The following is a 14828-nucleotide window of genomic DNA, read 5'->3' as shown; positions in this document are numbered from 1 at the left end:
CCATGGCGGTCTGCAAATGGCAATTTCCCGTGCTTCCGGTGCTCACGTACCAGATGTACGCTGCGCTCCGGGTCACGGAAAACCACCATTTTCGACTCACCCTGAGCTGAATGTCGATTGGTCCTAGCTCTCGGGCTCGACCGGGACCGAAACCATATTGCCGCTGACCGACGGCCGCGCGGGCCGTTTCGCGACCGCGATCACCAGCCCGATCAGCGCGACGATGCCGCCCGCGATCGACAGGATCGCCCAGCGGTAATCCTCGAACGCGGTCGAAAAGCCCATCGCGATGATCGGAATCAGCACGCTCGACCACGCCGCCTGCCCCGGCCCGACCGCGCGGATGATATTGAAATAGAGCGGGAAGGTCACCGCGCTGGCGATCACGCCGAGATAGAGAACGCCGCCGATGTACGTCGCGGTCGGCTCGATCACCGGCGGGCCGGTGGTGATCCATGCATAGCTGCCGTCGGCGAGCGCGCCGAAGAGCATCGCCCACGCAATCATCACCACCATCGACTGCGCGCGCGCAATCCGTGTGCCCTGCATGACGTTGGCGGTCGACGCGCTCATCACCCCGGCGAGGGTCAGCATGGTGCCGAGCAGCACCTCGCCCGCGCCGACCGCGGCGGCGCGATATTCGTGGAGGATCATCAGCCCGACGCCGATGATCGCGATCCCCGCGCCCGCGAGGAAGCGCGCTTCGAGAGGGGTTTTGAGGAAGGCGCGGCCGAGCAGCGTATTGGGCACGATCAGCAGCGCGAACAGCACCGCGACAAGGCCCGAGGTGATATGCTGCTCGGCGCGGTAGACGAAATTGAAGTTGAAGGCGAACTGCGCGATCCCGAGTGCCACCGCAAAGAGCATCGCCTTGGGTTCGAGCCACAACCGCTCGCGCCGGAGGGCGGCAAAGGTGAACATCGCGATCGCCGCGACCGCGAAACGATAGGTCACCGACCAGCTGGGAGGGACCACGCCGAGCTGCCCGGTGATGACGATCCAGGTCGATCCCCAGATCAAAGTCACCAGCATGAAGGGCAGCAGGACGCGCGGGCTGAGCAGCGTGGGTGGCTGTTCGCTGCTCACAATGCGGCGATCGCAGCCGCCAGCGGTGCGACCGCCTCCGCATCCTGATCCCAGCTGACGACAAGGCGCGCGGCGCCTTCGCCCCAGTCGTAGAAGTCGAACCCGGCGCCGCGCAGCTTCGCGGCTTCCTCGGCGGTCAGGCGCACGAACAGCTCGTTTGCTTCCACCGGATGCATCAGCCGGCCGCCGCACGCCGCGGCGAGCTTTGCCGCGCCCGCATTGGCGGCGCGCGCGTTGGCAAGCCACAGGTCGTTCGCGAGCATCGCGCGGATCTGCGCCGCGACGAAGCGTCCCTTGCTGAGCAAATGGCCGCCGCGCTTCTTGAGCTCGCGCACACCCGGCCCGCCGCTGCCGCCGAAAAAGACGATCGCCTCGGCCATCATCGCACCATTTTTGGTGAAGCCGAAGGACAGCGCATCGACCCCGGCGCGCCAGGTGACGTCGGCGGGCGCGCAGCCGAGGAAAGCGACGGCATTGGCAAAGCGCGCGCCGTCCATGTGGAGCTTCATGCCTGCGCCCTTGGCGATCTCGCTGATCGCGCCAATTTCTTCCGCCCGCCAGGCAAGGCCATATTCGGTCGCGTTGGTGATGCTGACCGCCGCGGGCTGAACCTGATGCACATCCTTGCGGATCCCGGCGATGCGGGCATTCAGCGCCTCTGTGTCGATCTTTGCGCCGCGTCCGGGGAGCGGCATCAGCTTGGCGCCCCCCGAATAAAAGGTCGGTGCGCCGCATTCGTCGACTTCGATATGCGCTTCCTCGTAACAGAGGATGCCCTGCCATGGCCGCACGAAATGCGCGAGGATGATGCTGTTCGCCGCGGTTCCGGTCGGGATCCAGACGACCTCGCAATCGGTCTCGAACAGCTCGGAAAAGGCCGCGTCGAGCGACTGGCTGAGCGCGTCGCCGTCATAGGCGGTGTCAACATGGTTGGCGGCCGCCAGCGCCTCCATCACCACGGGGTGGACGGTCGCGGCATTGTCGGAGAAAAAGCGGGTCGCAGTCATGGACCGCGCCTTAGCGCAGGTGCGGGCCGCTGCTAACCCTTCATTTTTGCTGTGTATCGACGGATAGGTCTGCGGCCTCGTCGGGTGTCGATCCGCGCGCGAGGCTTGCGCCGCCGGCAACACCGAGGCCGCCCGCCATGCCCATGCCGCCGCCACCGCCGCCGCCGCGTCCACCGCCCCCGCCAGCACCGCCGCGCGCCTCGCTGCTACGGCCGCCGCTCTTGCCGCCGCTACCCGACGGACGCGTCGGGCCCTGCGCGGGGATGATAACGTCGGCTGGAACCGGATCGAGGTCGAGCGCCTTGCGGATGAAATCGCGCAGCTCGACGACAAGCTCGTGGACATGCACAGGGCGGCCGTCGGCCAGTTCCTGCGCCGCGCGGCTCGCAAGCCGCACCTGCGTCTCGGTGCCGAGCAGGATGATGTCGGAGAGCGCGGCCTCGACGGCGTCGCGAATGCGGCGCGGGCGATCCGATTCGCCGGGTTCGTCCTCCTCCGGCGCCGCCTCGTCCGACAGGTCGATCGCGGGCTCCGCTTTCGTCTCGCTCGCCTGACGCCTGATGTCGCGAAGATGGCGTGGATCGACCGTCAGATCGCCGGTAAACGACCCGCCAAGTGCCTTGTACGCAGCCATCAGCGTGCGCAGCCGCTCGTTGATCTGGCGGTTCATCCGTTCGCGGCGCTGCTGGATCGTCATCATCACCATCAGCCGGATGCCGACGCCGATCAGCGTGACGAGCGCAAGGCCCAGCAGCGTCGTTCCGATGCTTTGCCATGATGAGAAGTCGAAGAAGCGCATGATCATCCCCTCCGCTGCCGGTTTCAGGAGGGCCGGTTCTGGCGTGTCCGGGCGGCCGAAGCCATCTGTTTTTCCGTTACTCCACTGACGCCCGGTCAGATGCCGAGCGAGTCGGCGCAATCGAGCGCCTTCGCCAGCTTTTCGCGAAAGCCGCCGCTGTTCGATCCCAGGTCGACGAACACCGCATCCTTCGCGCCGCCCGCATCGATCCGTTCGTGCAGCATGATCGTCGGCGTGTCTTCGCTAAACAGGTCACCGACGAAGCGGTGGTGCGCGACGAAGCGCAGGCGGTCGGGCGTCGATTCGGTGACGAGCGCGTGCCAGGCAGGGCCAAAACTGGACTTGACCCAAAGCTGCGATCCCGCCCGCAGCGTGCCGGTCGGCTTGCCAGTGACGACGGCGACATTGATCATCGTCCGCGCCGCCGGGTTGAACGCCTGCGTTATCTCGATCGTGCCGCCGTCGAAACGCGCGGTGCAGCCGTCTGCGGCGGCCGGTTTCGCATAAGCAAGGTCGGTGTAGGCGGCGTCGTTGAACGCGGGCGTCAGGCTGGCGGCGGCCAGCAAAAGGGAGAACATGGACCAAGGCTCCTGTCGTAACCGGGTCCGTGCCCGGCCGCTTTACTGACCCTGTTTCGCGAGCAATTTCAAGCGCAAGGCGTTCAATTTGATGAAGCCCGCCGCATCCTTCTGGTCGTAGGCGCCGGCATCGTCCTCGAAAGTCACATGGCGTTCGCTGTAGAGGCTGAGCGGCGACTTGCGGCCCACGACATTCGCATTGCCCTTGTAAAGCTTGAGGCGGACGGTGCCGGTGACATTCGCCTGGCTGTGATCGATCGCCGCCTGCAACATCTCACGCTCGGGCGCGAACCAGAATCCGTTGTAGATGAGCTCGGCATATTTCGGCATCAACTCATCCTTCAGATGCGCCGCGCCGCGATCGAGCGTGATGCTTTCGATGCCGCGGTGGGCACGCGCATAGATTTCGCCGCCAGGCGTTTCGTACATGCCGCGCGACTTCATGCCGACGAAGCGGTTCTCGACGAGGTCGAGGCGGCCGATGCCATGCTTGCGGCCGAGATCGTTGAGCGCCGCGAGCAGCGTCGCGGGCGACATCGCCTGCCCGTTCAGCGCGACGCCGTCGCCGCGCTCGAAATCGATCGTGATATATTCGGGGGTGTCGGGCGCGTCCTCGGGATTGACCGTGCGCGAATAGACATAGTCGGGGGTTTCTTCCCACGGATCCTCGAGCACCTTGCCCTCCGACGAGGTATGGAGGAGGTTCGCATCGGTGCTGAACGGGCTTTCGCCGCGCTTGTCCTTCGGCACCGGAATCTGGTGCTTTTCGGCGAACTCGATCAGCGCGGTGCGGCTGGTCAGGTCCCACTCGCGCCAGGGTGCGATCACCTTGATGTCGGGATTGAGCGCATAGGCCGACAGCTCGAAGCGCACCTGGTCGTTGCCCTTGCCCGTCGCGCCATGCGCCACGGCGTCGGCGCCGACTTCCCTGGCGATCTCGACCAGCCGCTTCGAAATGAGCGGGCGCGCGATCGAGGTGCCGAGCAGGTAGTCGCCCTCGTAGCGGGCATTGGCGCGCATCATTGGGAAGACGAAATCGCGGACGAATTCTTCGCGCACATCGTCGATATAGATATGCTCGGGCTTCACGCCCATCAGCTCGGCCTTGGCGCGCGCGGGTTCGATCTCTTCGCCCTGCCCGAGGTCGGCGGTGAAGGTCACCACCTCGCAGCCATAAGTAACCTGCAGCCACTTCAGGATGACGCTGGTATCGAGGCCGCCCGAATAGGCGAGGACGACGCGCTTGAAGGACTCGGACATGATGGCACCTTTGGCGGAAGGAAAGACGCGGGCGCGGCTAGCAGTCCGCCGCCAAAGGTGCAACCGGCTTGGCCCTTTCAGCCCACGCGGGTCCAGTCCATGAACCAGCTGTCGTCCCACGTCTTGCCGCCGTCGCGCGAGGTGCCCTGGAACCAGCGGCAGCTTTTCGGGGTGATCCGGTCCCACACGCCGCGATAGAGTTCCGGCCCTTGCGCGCCCTCGACTTCGGACAGGAAGGTGCCGGCGCCATCCTCGAACACGCCGAGCTGGCCCGGCACGCCGACGACGCCCGACTTGGCGTTGACCCAATGATCGGACCATATCTTCTTTTCGACGTCGAGCAGACGCAGCCCCATCCCCGAAAAGCCGCGCGCCGGGATGCGCAGTTCCTCGACGCTCGCGATGCCGCCGAGAATAGCGACGACGGTCGCTTCGCCGGGAAATTCGATCCACTTTTCGCCTTCGCGGAACTTGTTGTGGATGCGCCATTCGCCGGTGAGGAAATCGAAGTCGCCGGGCTTGCCGACGGGGGCGGGGTTGATCGCGGCGGCAACGGAAATGGGGGTGAGGCTGGACATAAGGGCTCCTGCGGAAAGGGCGATGATGGTGCGTCGTTCGATGTGGGTCATGACTTGCTCCCTTCGTGACCCGTCTGCCCTACGCGCCTTATCCTGACATTTTCTGTCAGTTATTTTCTGCTACAGCGAAAAAATGCGAGCGAGCCGCCTTCTGTCGATCCTGATGCTGCTGCAATTGCGCGGACGGCTGACCGCGGCCGATCTCGCTGCCGAGTTCGAAGTGTCCGAACGCACGATCTACCGCGACATCGACGCACTCTCCGCGGCGGGGGTCCCCGTCTATGGCGACCGCGGCCCCGGCGGCGGGTTCGAGCTGCTCGACGGCTATCGCACGCGCCTCACCGGACTGTCGGCGGGCGAGGCCGAGGCGATGGCGATGATCGGCCTGCCCGGTCCGGCCGCCGAATTGGGAATCGGCGCCGCGACAAGCGCCGCGCGCAACAAATTGCTGGTCGCGCTTCCCGGCGGCGGCGGCGCGCTCGCCGACCGGATGGCAGCGCGCTTTCACCTCGACGCGGTCGACTGGTATCGCGGCGGCGAAGCATTGCCGCACCTTCCTGCGATCGCGCGCGCGGTGCTCGACGGGCGGCTTTTGTCGATGCGCTACGAAAGCTGGCAGGGGGTGCGCGACTGGACGGTCGAGCCGCTCGGCCTCGTGCTGAAAGCCGGCATCTGGTATCTCGCAGCGCGCGGGGGCGGAAAAATCCGCATCTTCCGGATCGCGAATATCGATGACCTGGTAGCCGGCGATACGCCCTTCGAGCGCCCCGCCGATTTCCATCTCTCGTCATGGTGGCAGGCCGAACAGGCGCGGTTCGAAGCCGAGCTGTTCGCGACCAGGGCTACCCTCCGTGCCTCGCCCGATGGCTGCAAACGGCTCGCCGCACAGTCGCCGCGCGGCGCCGAAGCGGTCGCGGGGGCAGGCGTATCCGCCGCCGATGGCTGGCGCGAAATGACGATGCAGGTCGAGGACAGCGACCATGGCGCGCGCGACATGCTCGCGCTCGGCGCCGAGGTGGAGGTGCTCGCACCGGAGAGCTTCCGCTGCCGTATATCGGCGCTCGCAAGCGCGATCGCCGTGCGGCACGGCTGATTGGCTTCGCCTTCCCGAAAGGCTATCCTCGGGTCAGGGAGACAGGCCATGGGCAAAGCCGAAATCAAGACCAAAGCCACCGAAGTGACCGTCGCCAATTTCATCGCGACCGTACCCGAGGCGCGCCGCCGCGAAGAAGCCGCGATAATCGACGCGATGCACCGCCGGGTCACCGGGCTCGATCCGAAGATGTGGGGGCCGTCGATCATCGGTTACGGCAGCTATGACTATCTGTACGATAGCGGCCGTTCGGGGACGATGTGCCGCGCCGGCTTCAGCCCGCGCAAGGCGGCGATGACGCTCTATCTGATGGGTCATTATCTCGATCGCCAGCCCGAGGCCGACGCGCTGCTCGCCGAGCTCGGCAAATATAAGAACGGCAAATCGTGCCTTTACATCAACAAGCTCGCCGACGTGGACCTCGAGGTGCTCGAGAAGCTTGTCGTGCTGAGCTGGGGCGTCATGAACGAACGCTATCCGACGTAGCGCCGTTCCGCCTCGCCCATATAGTCGCGCGTCAACGGCAGCGCGTGGCGGTTGCGTGCGAACTGGATCTGGTAATTGCCCATCCCGCCGCTTTCGAAAGCCGATGCCGCGCCCGCGAGGTAGAAGGTCCACATGCGAAAGAAACGCTCGCCCATCATGGCGACGATCTCGGCCTCGTGCGCCAGCGTCCGCGCATACCATTGGCGCAGCGTCAGCGCGTAGTGCAGCCGCAACGTCTCGACATCGGTGACGATCAGCCGGCTCTTCTCGCTTGCCGCCAGCGTCTCGCTGAGCGCGGGAATATAACCGCCGGGGAAGATATATTTACGCGTGAAGGCATCGGTCGCACCCGGCCTGCCGAAACGGCCGATCGTGTGGAGCAGCATCACCCCGTCGGCGGTCATCAGGTTCGCGGCGGCGCGAAAGAAGGTTTCGAAATTGGGCGCGCCGACATGTTCGAACATGCCGACCGAGACGATGCGGTCGAATTGTCCCGCCTCGCGCGCCGCGAGGTCGCGATAGTCGATCAGTTCGAATTTGACCCGGTCAGCGACTCCCGCCGCTTCGGCGCGCTGGCGGGCGAGTGCGAACTGCTCCTCCGACAGCGTGATCCCGAGCACCTCGACCTGCTCGAGCTTCGCCAGCGTGATCGCCATCCCGCCCCAGCCGCAACCGATGTCGAGCACGCGTTGCCCCGGTTTCAGCGCGAGCTTTGCCGCGATATGCGCCTTTTTCGCAGCCTGCGCTTCGTCCAGCGTCATGTCGGGCCGCGACCAATAGGCGCAGCTATATTGCATGTCGTCGTCGAGGAAGAGGCGGTAGAGGTCGTTGCCGATGTCATAGTGATGCTTGACGTTGGCGCGCGACTGGCGCTGGCGATTGATCGAGCCGATCCGCGTCTTCACCCAATCGGCGCGCCGGCCGAACCATGTCTTGTCCTTGAGCGTCGCGCCGCGGTCCCATGGCGTGTTCATGCGGATCAAGCCGATCAGGTCCATGATGTCGCCGCCCTCGATCCGCATGTCGCCCTCCATGAAGGATTCGGCGGCGCCGAGCCGCGGGTCGAGGATGATGCGGCGCATGCCGGCGCGCGTTGCAAAGCGAAGGGTAAGTTCAGGAAATCCCGGAGCGGGTGTGCCGAAATGCTCCTCGCCGCCGTCGGGCGCAATGATGGTCAATCGACCCTGACGAACCACGCGGGAGAGAAACGGACTCAGTATCGACATATCTGCAACGCCAAAAACCTCCATCGCGTCAAATGGTTGCGATCAGATTCCCGCATACCATTCGTAATCGATCCGGTCCTCCCAATAGCCGCCCTTGCCCGCGCCGATCTGGTCGAGGCTCGCGACCGCCTCGATCGCATTCACATATTTGGCGTGTTTGTAGCCGAGCTGGCGTTCGATCCGCAGGCGCAGCGGCGCGCCGTTGGCGATCGGCAGTACGGCATCGTTGAGCGCCCACGCCATGATCGTCTGCGGATGCAGCGCATCGACCATGTCGCAGCTTTCATAATAGAGCGCATCGCCGAGCCGGTCGGCGCAGCGAAAGACGATATAGCGCGCGCTGTCGCGCACCCCCGCCGCGGCGAGGATGCGCGCCAGCGGAACGCCCGTCCATTGCCCGATCGCGCTCCACCCCTCGACGCAATCGTGGCGCGTGATCTGGGTACGCTGCGGCATTGCGCGAATATCGGCCAGCGACAGCGACAGCGGCCGCGCGACGAGCCCCGTCACCTTGACGCGCCAGTCGGCAAAGCCGCTCGCGGCGTGCGCGGCATAGGCAGCGCCGGCGGGCAGGCGTGTGCCGTTGGGGCGGAAATAGGGCGACAGGTCGGCGCGGCCGAACTCGCGCGCGAGCGCATTGCGGTCGATCAGCGCCCGCTGGCTGGCGCGGTTCATCTCCTCGCCCATCGACAAGATCTTGCGCACCGCGGGCGCGTCGTTGATCGCGTCGCAACCCGACAGCAGCGGCAGCGCCCCCGCCGCGACCACCAGCCCGCCGGCGCGCGCGATCAACTGGCGGCGCGGAAGGATGATCGCGCTCATGCGCCTTCCTCGCGGTCGGGCGGCAGGCGGAACCAGCCTGTGATCATCGAGCGAACCTCGTTCACCGGACCTGCAAGCAGCACCATCGCGATATGGACGAGGAAGAAGGCAACGAGCGCCCAGGCAGTAATGAAATGGATCGAGCGCGCCGACTGGCGCCCGCCAAAGACATCAAGCAACCACGGCCACGCCGCGTTCATCCCCGGCGACATGGTGAGGCCAGTCGCGATCATCAGCGGCAGAGCCACGAAAATCACGCCGATATAGCTCAATTTCTGCAAGATGCCGTAGCGCGCCGCCGCTTCGCCCCGCGGAAAACGCAGCCGCGCATGCTCCTTCACATCGTGCCAGATATGGCGCGGCGACCATTCGGGGCGGCGGACGTGCAAATCCCTGCGCAAATGTCCGCCCAGCAGTGTCCATAGCATATAGAGCGTTAGCGCTATCGACAGCACCCACGCGAACAGCAAATGCCAGCGCCGCCCGTCGGCGAGGCTATAGCTCGTCGGGATCGTCGCCCAGCCCGGAAAGGCCCAGGTTTTTTCCGTGTCCTCGGCATCGGTCCAGCGACCGAGCACGCCCGTCGTCTCGATCCGCCAGTCGCCGATGCGCAAATAGCCGCTGTCCGGTGTCGAACCGATCACCAGCCACGCGCGATCGAAATTTGCGCCATATTCGCCCCAATAGAGCCGCGGGTGCGCGTTGAAGATCATCAGCCCGCTCATCAAGAGGATGAGCAGGGTCGCGGCATTCACCCAGTGCCAGATGCGCGCCGGAAGCCGGTGGCGATAGACGCGCACCGGCGCCGGCTTGACGGGAGCGACGGGAGCGACGGGAGTTTCAGCCTCGGCCATGATCCCGGTTCGCTCCTTTGCTGCTTCCGGTTACGCGACCACCTTCGCGGCATATTCCTCGCGATAGTGGCTCCGCAAGCTGACCTTGTCGATCTTTTCGCTGCCGAGCTTGGGCAGCGCGTCGTTCGACATCCAGATCTGGCACGGCACCTTATACGGTGCAAGCCGCGCGCTGAGGAAGGCTACCAGCTCTTCCGCCGTCACGCTGCTGCCGGGCTTCATCCACACGACAGCACCGACGCACTCGCCCAGCCGCTCGTCGGGCAGGCCGAAGACCGCGCATTCATTGACCTCGGCATGCTCGTAAATCGCCGCCTCGACTTCCTGGCAGCTGATATTCTCGCCGCCGCGGATGATGATGTCCTTTTTGCGGTCGACGATGAACAGATAGCCGTCCTCGTCCAGATAGCCGAGGTCGCCCGAGCGGAAATAGCCATTGTCGAAGAAGGCGGCCTTGGTCGCCGCCTCATTGTTCCAATAACCCTCGAAATTGCACGCTGAGCGAATGCAGACCTCGCCGACCCCGCCCTGCGCGACCGGCTCGCCATTGTCGTCGAGGATCGCGAGATCGACGAGCGGCTTCGATGCAGGCCCGGTCGACATCGGCTTGGCAACATAATTTTCGTTGATGATGCCGCAGCCAACGGCGTTGGTTTCGGTGAGGCCGTAACCTAGCAAGGGTTTTGCCTCGCCCATTTCGGACGCGAGGCGTCGCACATGTTCGGGCGGGCGCGGCGCGCCGCCGCCGGCGTAGCTTTTGCACGTCGACAGGTCGTAATTCTTGCGGTTCGGGCTGACCAGAATCTCGTAGCTCATTAGCGGCACGCCGACGAAATAATTGCATTGCTCGTCCTGGATCAGCCGCATCGCCTCGTCGGCGTTCCATTTCGGCATCAGCACCAGTTTGCGGCCGAGCGCGAAGCTTTGCAGGAACACCGGGATTTCGGCGGTGACGTGGAACAGCGGGGTGCAGATCAAGGTCGCGGGCTGGATGTCCGACATCTGCCCGTCTTCGGTCAGCAGATGGACGACGCTCGCGGTCTGCGTGACATAGTTGAAGATCGCCTGACACACCGCTTCGTGGCGCGAATAGGCGCCTTTCGACTGGCCGGTCGAGCCCGAGGTGAAGAGGATGGTCGCGAGGTCCTGTCCGGTCAGCACCGGCAGCACCGTCGCCGCGCTGCCGCCCGCGCCGGTGATCGGCGCGATCGCCAGATCGATCGGCTGGGTCAGGTCGAGCGTGATGACCTTCGCGCCATGCGGGGCTTCTTCGAGCCGTGCGGCGCGCTGCACGTCGGCAATGACGAGCTTCGCTTCGCTGTCAAGGATGCCCGCGGCGAGTTCGCCGCCCTGCCACCAGCCGTTGAGCAAGGTCGCGCAGCCGCCCGCCATCAGGATGCCGACGTAGGCGACACACCATGCATTGGCGTTGCGCATCGCCAGCCCGACGCGGTCGCCGCGCTGGACGCCATAGCCTTCGACCAGCCCAGCCGCGACCTGCCGCGCCGCCATATTGACCTGCTTGAACGACAGACGCTCGTCGCCCTCGACAAGGAAGGTCGCATCGCCATGCTGCGCGGCAAAAAATGCAACATAGTCCGCAAGATTGGTCGGCGCGTTGGTGATGAAGGGAAGCTGGTGGCCGAAGCGTTCGACGGACCCGAGCTGGATCGGTCCGCCCGGACCGGTGATCAGATTATAGGCGGCTTCCAGGCGCAAATCGAGCGCTGATGGCATCTTTCATCTCTCCTCTTGGTCTCGCTCGCCTTACCCCTTATGGGGAGGCCTCTCCTGGGGAAGGACCGCGCGACTATATGTTTCTTTTTGCAACCTTAGCCGAAGCAACGCAATATGTGAACTTCCACGATCTCATGGGTGAAAACTCCGAGATCGCGTTCAGCGTCTTCGGCCTCCCGATCCGCTGGTACGCGCTCGCCTATCTCGCCGGCATCTTCGTGGGTTACTGGTATCTGCTCAAGCTGATCGCGCAGCCCGGCGCCCCGATGGCACGGCGCCACGCCGACGACATGATCTTCTATGCGATGCTCGGGATCATCCTCGGCGGGCGGCTCGGCTATGTGCTCTTCTACAACCTCGGCAATTATATTCAGAAGCCGCTCGAGGTCTTCAAGCTATGGGACGGCGGCATGTCGCTGCACGGCGGAGTGATCGGCGTGCTGGTCGCGATCTGGTATGTGACGCGCAAGGAAAAGCTCAGCTTCCTGCGCTTCTGCGATTATGTCGCCTGCGTCATCCCCTTCGGCCTGTTCTTTGGCCGCCTCGCCAATTTCGTGAACGGCGAGCTGTGGGGCCGTGCGACGACCGTTCCCTGGGCGATCATCTTTCCCGATAGCGGCACGATGGACCCGCGCCACCCGAGCCAGCTGTACGAAGCCGGCCTCGAAGGCTTGCTGATGATGGCGATTCTCGCCTTCTTCTTCTGGCGCACCGATGCGCGCTACAAGCCCGGCTTCCTGTTTGGGATGGCGGCAATCATCTATGGCTTCAGCCGCTTTGCCGTCGAGTTCGTGCGCGAACCCGATGTGCAGCTCGGTACGCTGTCATGGGGGCTGACGATGGGCCAGACGCTGACCGTGCCGATGCTGCTGATCGGTTTCTGGCTCGTCGCAACCGCCAAGGGTCGCCGCAAGCGGATCGAGCCGATCGCCGGAATCGACAGCGTTGCGTGACAGGCCGCCGAGCCCCGACCAGCTGATAAGCGAGATCGCGGCAGCGCGGCCCGCGACGGTCGCCGACTATATGGCGGCCGCGAACGGCCATTATTACGCGACGCGCGATCCGCTTGGCGCCGCGGGCGACTTTACGACCGCGCCCGAGATCAGCCAGATGTTCGGCGAGATGGTCGGGGTCTGGATCGCCGACCTGTGGCAGCGCGCGGGCAGCCCGGCGTTTCGCTATATCGAACTCGGTCCCGGCCGCGGCACGCTGCCCGTCGATGCGCTGCGCACGATGGCGCGCTTCGGTTGCACGCCACTCGGCGTCCATCTGGTCGAGACAAGCCCGACGCTGCGCGCCGCACAGCTTGCGCGCCTGCCCGCTGCGACGCATCATGACGAGGTCGACGCCCTCCCCGACGACGCGCCGCTGATCATCGTTGCGAACGAATTTTTCGATGCGCTGCCGATCCATCAATATATTCGTACCGTCGATGGATGGCGCGAGCGTATGGTCGAACGTCGCGGCGACGCTCTGACCCCCGTCGCGGGAGATGTCCCGGCCGACGACACCGTGCCACCGATCCTGTGCGGACAGTCCGAGGGCACGATCGTCGAAACAGCGCCGGTCTCGGCGGCGATCACGCAGCGCTGCGCCTTTCGCCTCGCGCGGCAGGGGGGCGCGATGCTCGCCATCGACTATGGGTATGGCGGCCCGGCCGCGGGCGACACGCTGCAGGCGGTCAAAGCGCACCGGTTCGTCGATCCCTTCGCCGATCCGGGCGAGGTAGACCTGACCGCGCACGTAGATTTCACCGCGCTGGCCGATACGGCGCGCGCCGCCGGCGCGGTCGCCAGCACGCTCGCAACACAGGGCGAATGGCTGCAACGGCTCGGGATCGACGCCCGTCTGCAATCGCTCACCGCCGCTGCGCCCGCCCGTGCCGACGAATTGAAGGGTCAGCGTGACCGGCTCGTTCGGCCGGACGCGATGGGCGAATTGTTCAAGGTGATGGCCTTCACCGCACCCGGCTGGCCAGCCCCCGCAGGATTCACAGGAGACGCCGCATGACCGCTATCGAGCTGGCAAAAACCGAAGACGCGGAGGCCATCGCGGCCTTCGCCAATGAATCGTTCACACACACCTTCGGCACCATCTATGACCCCGCGGACCTCGCGACCTTCCTCGCGGACTGGAATCCGCCCGACCGTGTTCGCGCGCAGATTGGCGATCCGGGATACGCGATCGCGCTGGTGCGCGACGACAAGGATGCGATCCTGGGCTATATCAAGATGGGCCCGGTCGATTTCGATCTGCCGGACGAGCAGCCGACCGAGGGCGCCGTCGAGCTGCACCAGCTCTATGTCGCCGAAGCCGCCAAGGGCACGGGCGTCGCCGTCGCGCTGATGGAATGGGGCATCGCCTGGTCGCGCGAGCGGGCTTCGATCCTCTACCTCACGGTCTTTACCGAGAATGACCGCGCGCAGGCCTTTTATCGTCGCTACGGCTTCTATGACGTCGGCCATAACGCATTTCGCGTCGGCAATCATATCGACGAGGATCGTTTCTTCCGGCTCGATCTGTGACGGTTCCCTTCGCCATCGCTGCGCCGCTGGACGCCATCCCGCACGGCTTTTTCGGTCGCCGCGGCGGCGTATCGACGGGCGAGCTTGCGTCGCTCAATTGCGGCCTCGGTTCGGGCGACGATCCGGCGTTGATTGCCGAGAACCGGCGGCGCGTCGCCGATGCGATCCTTCCCGGCGCGGCGCTCACCGGGCTCTATCAGGTCCATGCCAATCGCTGCGTGATCGTCGATGGCGACACCGACCTTGCCGCGCGTCCCGAGGCCGACGCGCTGGCGACGCGGACACCCGGCATCCTGATCGGCATATTGACCGCCGATTGCGTGCCGGTGCTGTTCGCCGACCGTGAGGCCGGAGTCGTAGGCGCGGCGCATGCCGGCTGGAAAGGCGCGATTGCGGGCGTCACCGACGCGACGCTCGACGCGATGGAAAGCCTCGGCGCCAGCCGCGCCAATACCGTCGTCGCGATCGGCCCCTGTATCGCGCGGGCCTCCTATGAGGTCGACGAGAATTTCGCCCAGCGCTTCACCGCCGACGATCCCGCCAACGAACGCTTCTTTGCCGCGGGCAAGCCCGGCCATGCGATGTTCGACATCGCCGCCTATGTCGCGGCGCGGCTGGCCGCCGCGGGCGTGACCCGAATTGCCATCGGCGGACAGGACACCTATGCCGATGCCGACGACTATTTCAGCTATCGCCGCGCGTGCCACAAGGGAGAGAATTCCTATGGTCGCCAACTATCGGTAATCGGGCTCGAATAGCGCCGAACAAGGGGGACGG

The 14828-nt window shown here is 65.2% G+C and carries 16 protein-coding genes; 6 read left to right on the top strand and 10 right to left on the bottom strand.

Going from position 1 to position 14828, the window contains the following annotated elements:
• Positions 1–123: 123 nt before the first annotated feature.
• From ACREBX_RS01325 to ACREBX_RS01300, 6 genes are all read right to left on the bottom strand, one after another.
• A complete protein-coding gene (locus ACREBX_RS01325) occupies positions 124–1032 on the bottom strand; it encodes a DMT family transporter (RefSeq protein ID WP_431559952.1) in 909 nt (302 codons plus the stop codon).
• A gap of 50 nt (positions 1033–1082) precedes the next feature.
• Positions 1083–2093 (bottom strand): threonine aldolase family protein, encoded by a 1011-nt coding sequence (locus tag ACREBX_RS01320; RefSeq protein ID WP_431559949.1) that lies wholly within the window; start codon positions 2091–2093, stop codon positions 1083–1085.
• 40 nt (positions 2094–2133) lie between these two features.
• Positions 2134–2892 carry a hypothetical protein gene (locus ACREBX_RS01315; protein WP_431559948.1) on the bottom strand — a complete coding sequence of 253 codons (759 nt, stop codon included), beginning with the start codon at positions 2890–2892 and terminating at the stop codon, positions 2134–2136.
• Positions 2893–2987: 95 nt separating this feature from the next.
• Positions 2988–3470: a hypothetical protein gene (locus ACREBX_RS01310; RefSeq protein WP_431559947.1), complete on the bottom strand. Its 483-nt coding sequence runs from the start codon at positions 3468–3470 to the stop codon at positions 2988–2990.
• Positions 3471–3512: 42 nt separating this feature from the next.
• Positions 3513–4730 (bottom strand): argininosuccinate synthase, encoded by a 1218-nt coding sequence (locus ACREBX_RS01305; RefSeq protein WP_431559946.1) that lies wholly within the window; start codon positions 4728–4730, stop codon positions 3513–3515.
• Positions 4731–4807: 77 nt separating this feature from the next.
• Positions 4808–5308, bottom strand: coding sequence for a hypothetical protein (locus tag ACREBX_RS01300; RefSeq protein WP_431559945.1), 501 nt, complete (start codon positions 5306–5308; stop codon positions 4808–4810).
• A gap of 133 nt (positions 5309–5441) precedes the next feature.
• Here ACREBX_RS01300 and ACREBX_RS01295 point away from each other — a divergent pair, with 133 nt between their 5' ends.
• Both ACREBX_RS01295 and ACREBX_RS01290 read left to right on the top strand, forming a co-directional pair.
• On the top strand, positions 5442–6401 hold the full coding sequence (locus tag ACREBX_RS01295) for a helix-turn-helix transcriptional regulator (RefSeq protein WP_431559944.1): 960 nt from the start codon (positions 5442–5444) through the stop codon (positions 6399–6401).
• A 48-nt stretch (positions 6402–6449) separates the two neighbouring features.
• Positions 6450–6887: a DUF1801 domain-containing protein gene (locus ACREBX_RS01290; protein ID WP_431559943.1), complete on the top strand. Its 438-nt coding sequence runs from the start codon at positions 6450–6452 to the stop codon at positions 6885–6887.
• Here ACREBX_RS01290 and ACREBX_RS01285 read toward each other — a convergent pair.
• From ACREBX_RS01285 to ACREBX_RS01270, 4 genes are read right to left on the bottom strand one after another with little or no spacing between them, the layout of a single operon-like run.
• Positions 6875–8113: a class I SAM-dependent methyltransferase gene (locus ACREBX_RS01285; RefSeq protein ID WP_431559942.1), complete on the bottom strand. Its 1239-nt coding sequence runs from the start codon at positions 8111–8113 to the stop codon at positions 6875–6877. The two genes, ACREBX_RS01290 and ACREBX_RS01285, sit on opposite strands and share 13 nt — an antisense overlap.
• Positions 8114–8155: 42 nt before the next feature.
• Positions 8156–8935, bottom strand: coding sequence for a molybdopterin-dependent oxidoreductase (locus tag ACREBX_RS01280; RefSeq protein ID WP_431559941.1), 780 nt, complete (start codon positions 8933–8935; stop codon positions 8156–8158).
• On the bottom strand, positions 8932–9789 hold the full coding sequence (locus ACREBX_RS01275) for a cytochrome b/b6 domain-containing protein (protein WP_431559940.1): 858 nt from the start codon (positions 9787–9789) through the stop codon (positions 8932–8934). The genes ACREBX_RS01280 and ACREBX_RS01275 overlap by 4 nt, the downstream gene beginning before the upstream one ends.
• Positions 9790–9819: 30 nt before the next feature.
• The gene (locus ACREBX_RS01270; RefSeq protein WP_431559939.1) at positions 9820–11526 is read right to left on the bottom strand and encodes a class I adenylate-forming enzyme family protein; all 1707 of its coding nucleotides are present in this window, start codon (positions 11524–11526) and stop codon (positions 9820–9822) included.
• A 77-nt stretch (positions 11527–11603) separates the two neighbouring features.
• On the opposite strand from ACREBX_RS01270, the gene lgt reads away from it, so the two are divergent.
• Genes lgt through pgeF form a run of 4 tightly spaced genes read left to right on the top strand, consistent with a single transcriptional unit; the run spans position 11604 to position 14809 of the window.
• Positions 11604–12479, top strand: a complete 876-nt coding sequence (lgt, locus tag ACREBX_RS01265) for a prolipoprotein diacylglyceryl transferase (RefSeq protein WP_431559938.1) — start codon at positions 11604–11606, stop codon at positions 12477–12479.
• The gene (locus ACREBX_RS01260) at positions 12472–13536 is read left to right on the top strand and encodes a class I SAM-dependent methyltransferase (protein WP_431559937.1); all 1065 of its coding nucleotides are present in this window, start codon (positions 12472–12474) and stop codon (positions 13534–13536) included. Before lgt ends, ACREBX_RS01260 begins: the two co-directional genes overlap by 8 nt.
• Positions 13533–14051, top strand: coding sequence for an N-acetyltransferase family protein (locus ACREBX_RS01255; RefSeq protein WP_431559936.1), 519 nt, complete (start codon positions 13533–13535; stop codon positions 14049–14051). The genes ACREBX_RS01260 and ACREBX_RS01255 overlap by 4 nt, the downstream gene beginning before the upstream one ends.
• Positions 14048–14809, top strand: a complete 762-nt coding sequence (gene pgeF / locus ACREBX_RS01250; RefSeq protein WP_431559935.1) for a peptidoglycan editing factor PgeF — start codon at positions 14048–14050, stop codon at positions 14807–14809. The genes ACREBX_RS01255 and pgeF overlap by 4 nt, the downstream gene beginning before the upstream one ends.
• Positions 14810–14828: the final 19 nt, after the last annotated feature.

Origin of the sequence: Sphingopyxis sp., assembly GCF_050725655.1 — a bacterium.
GTDB lineage: Bacteria > Pseudomonadota > Alphaproteobacteria > Sphingomonadales > Sphingomonadaceae > Sphingopyxis.
Note: the sequence above shows the minus strand (reverse complement) of the source record. Positions and strands in the feature narration are given on the sequence as shown.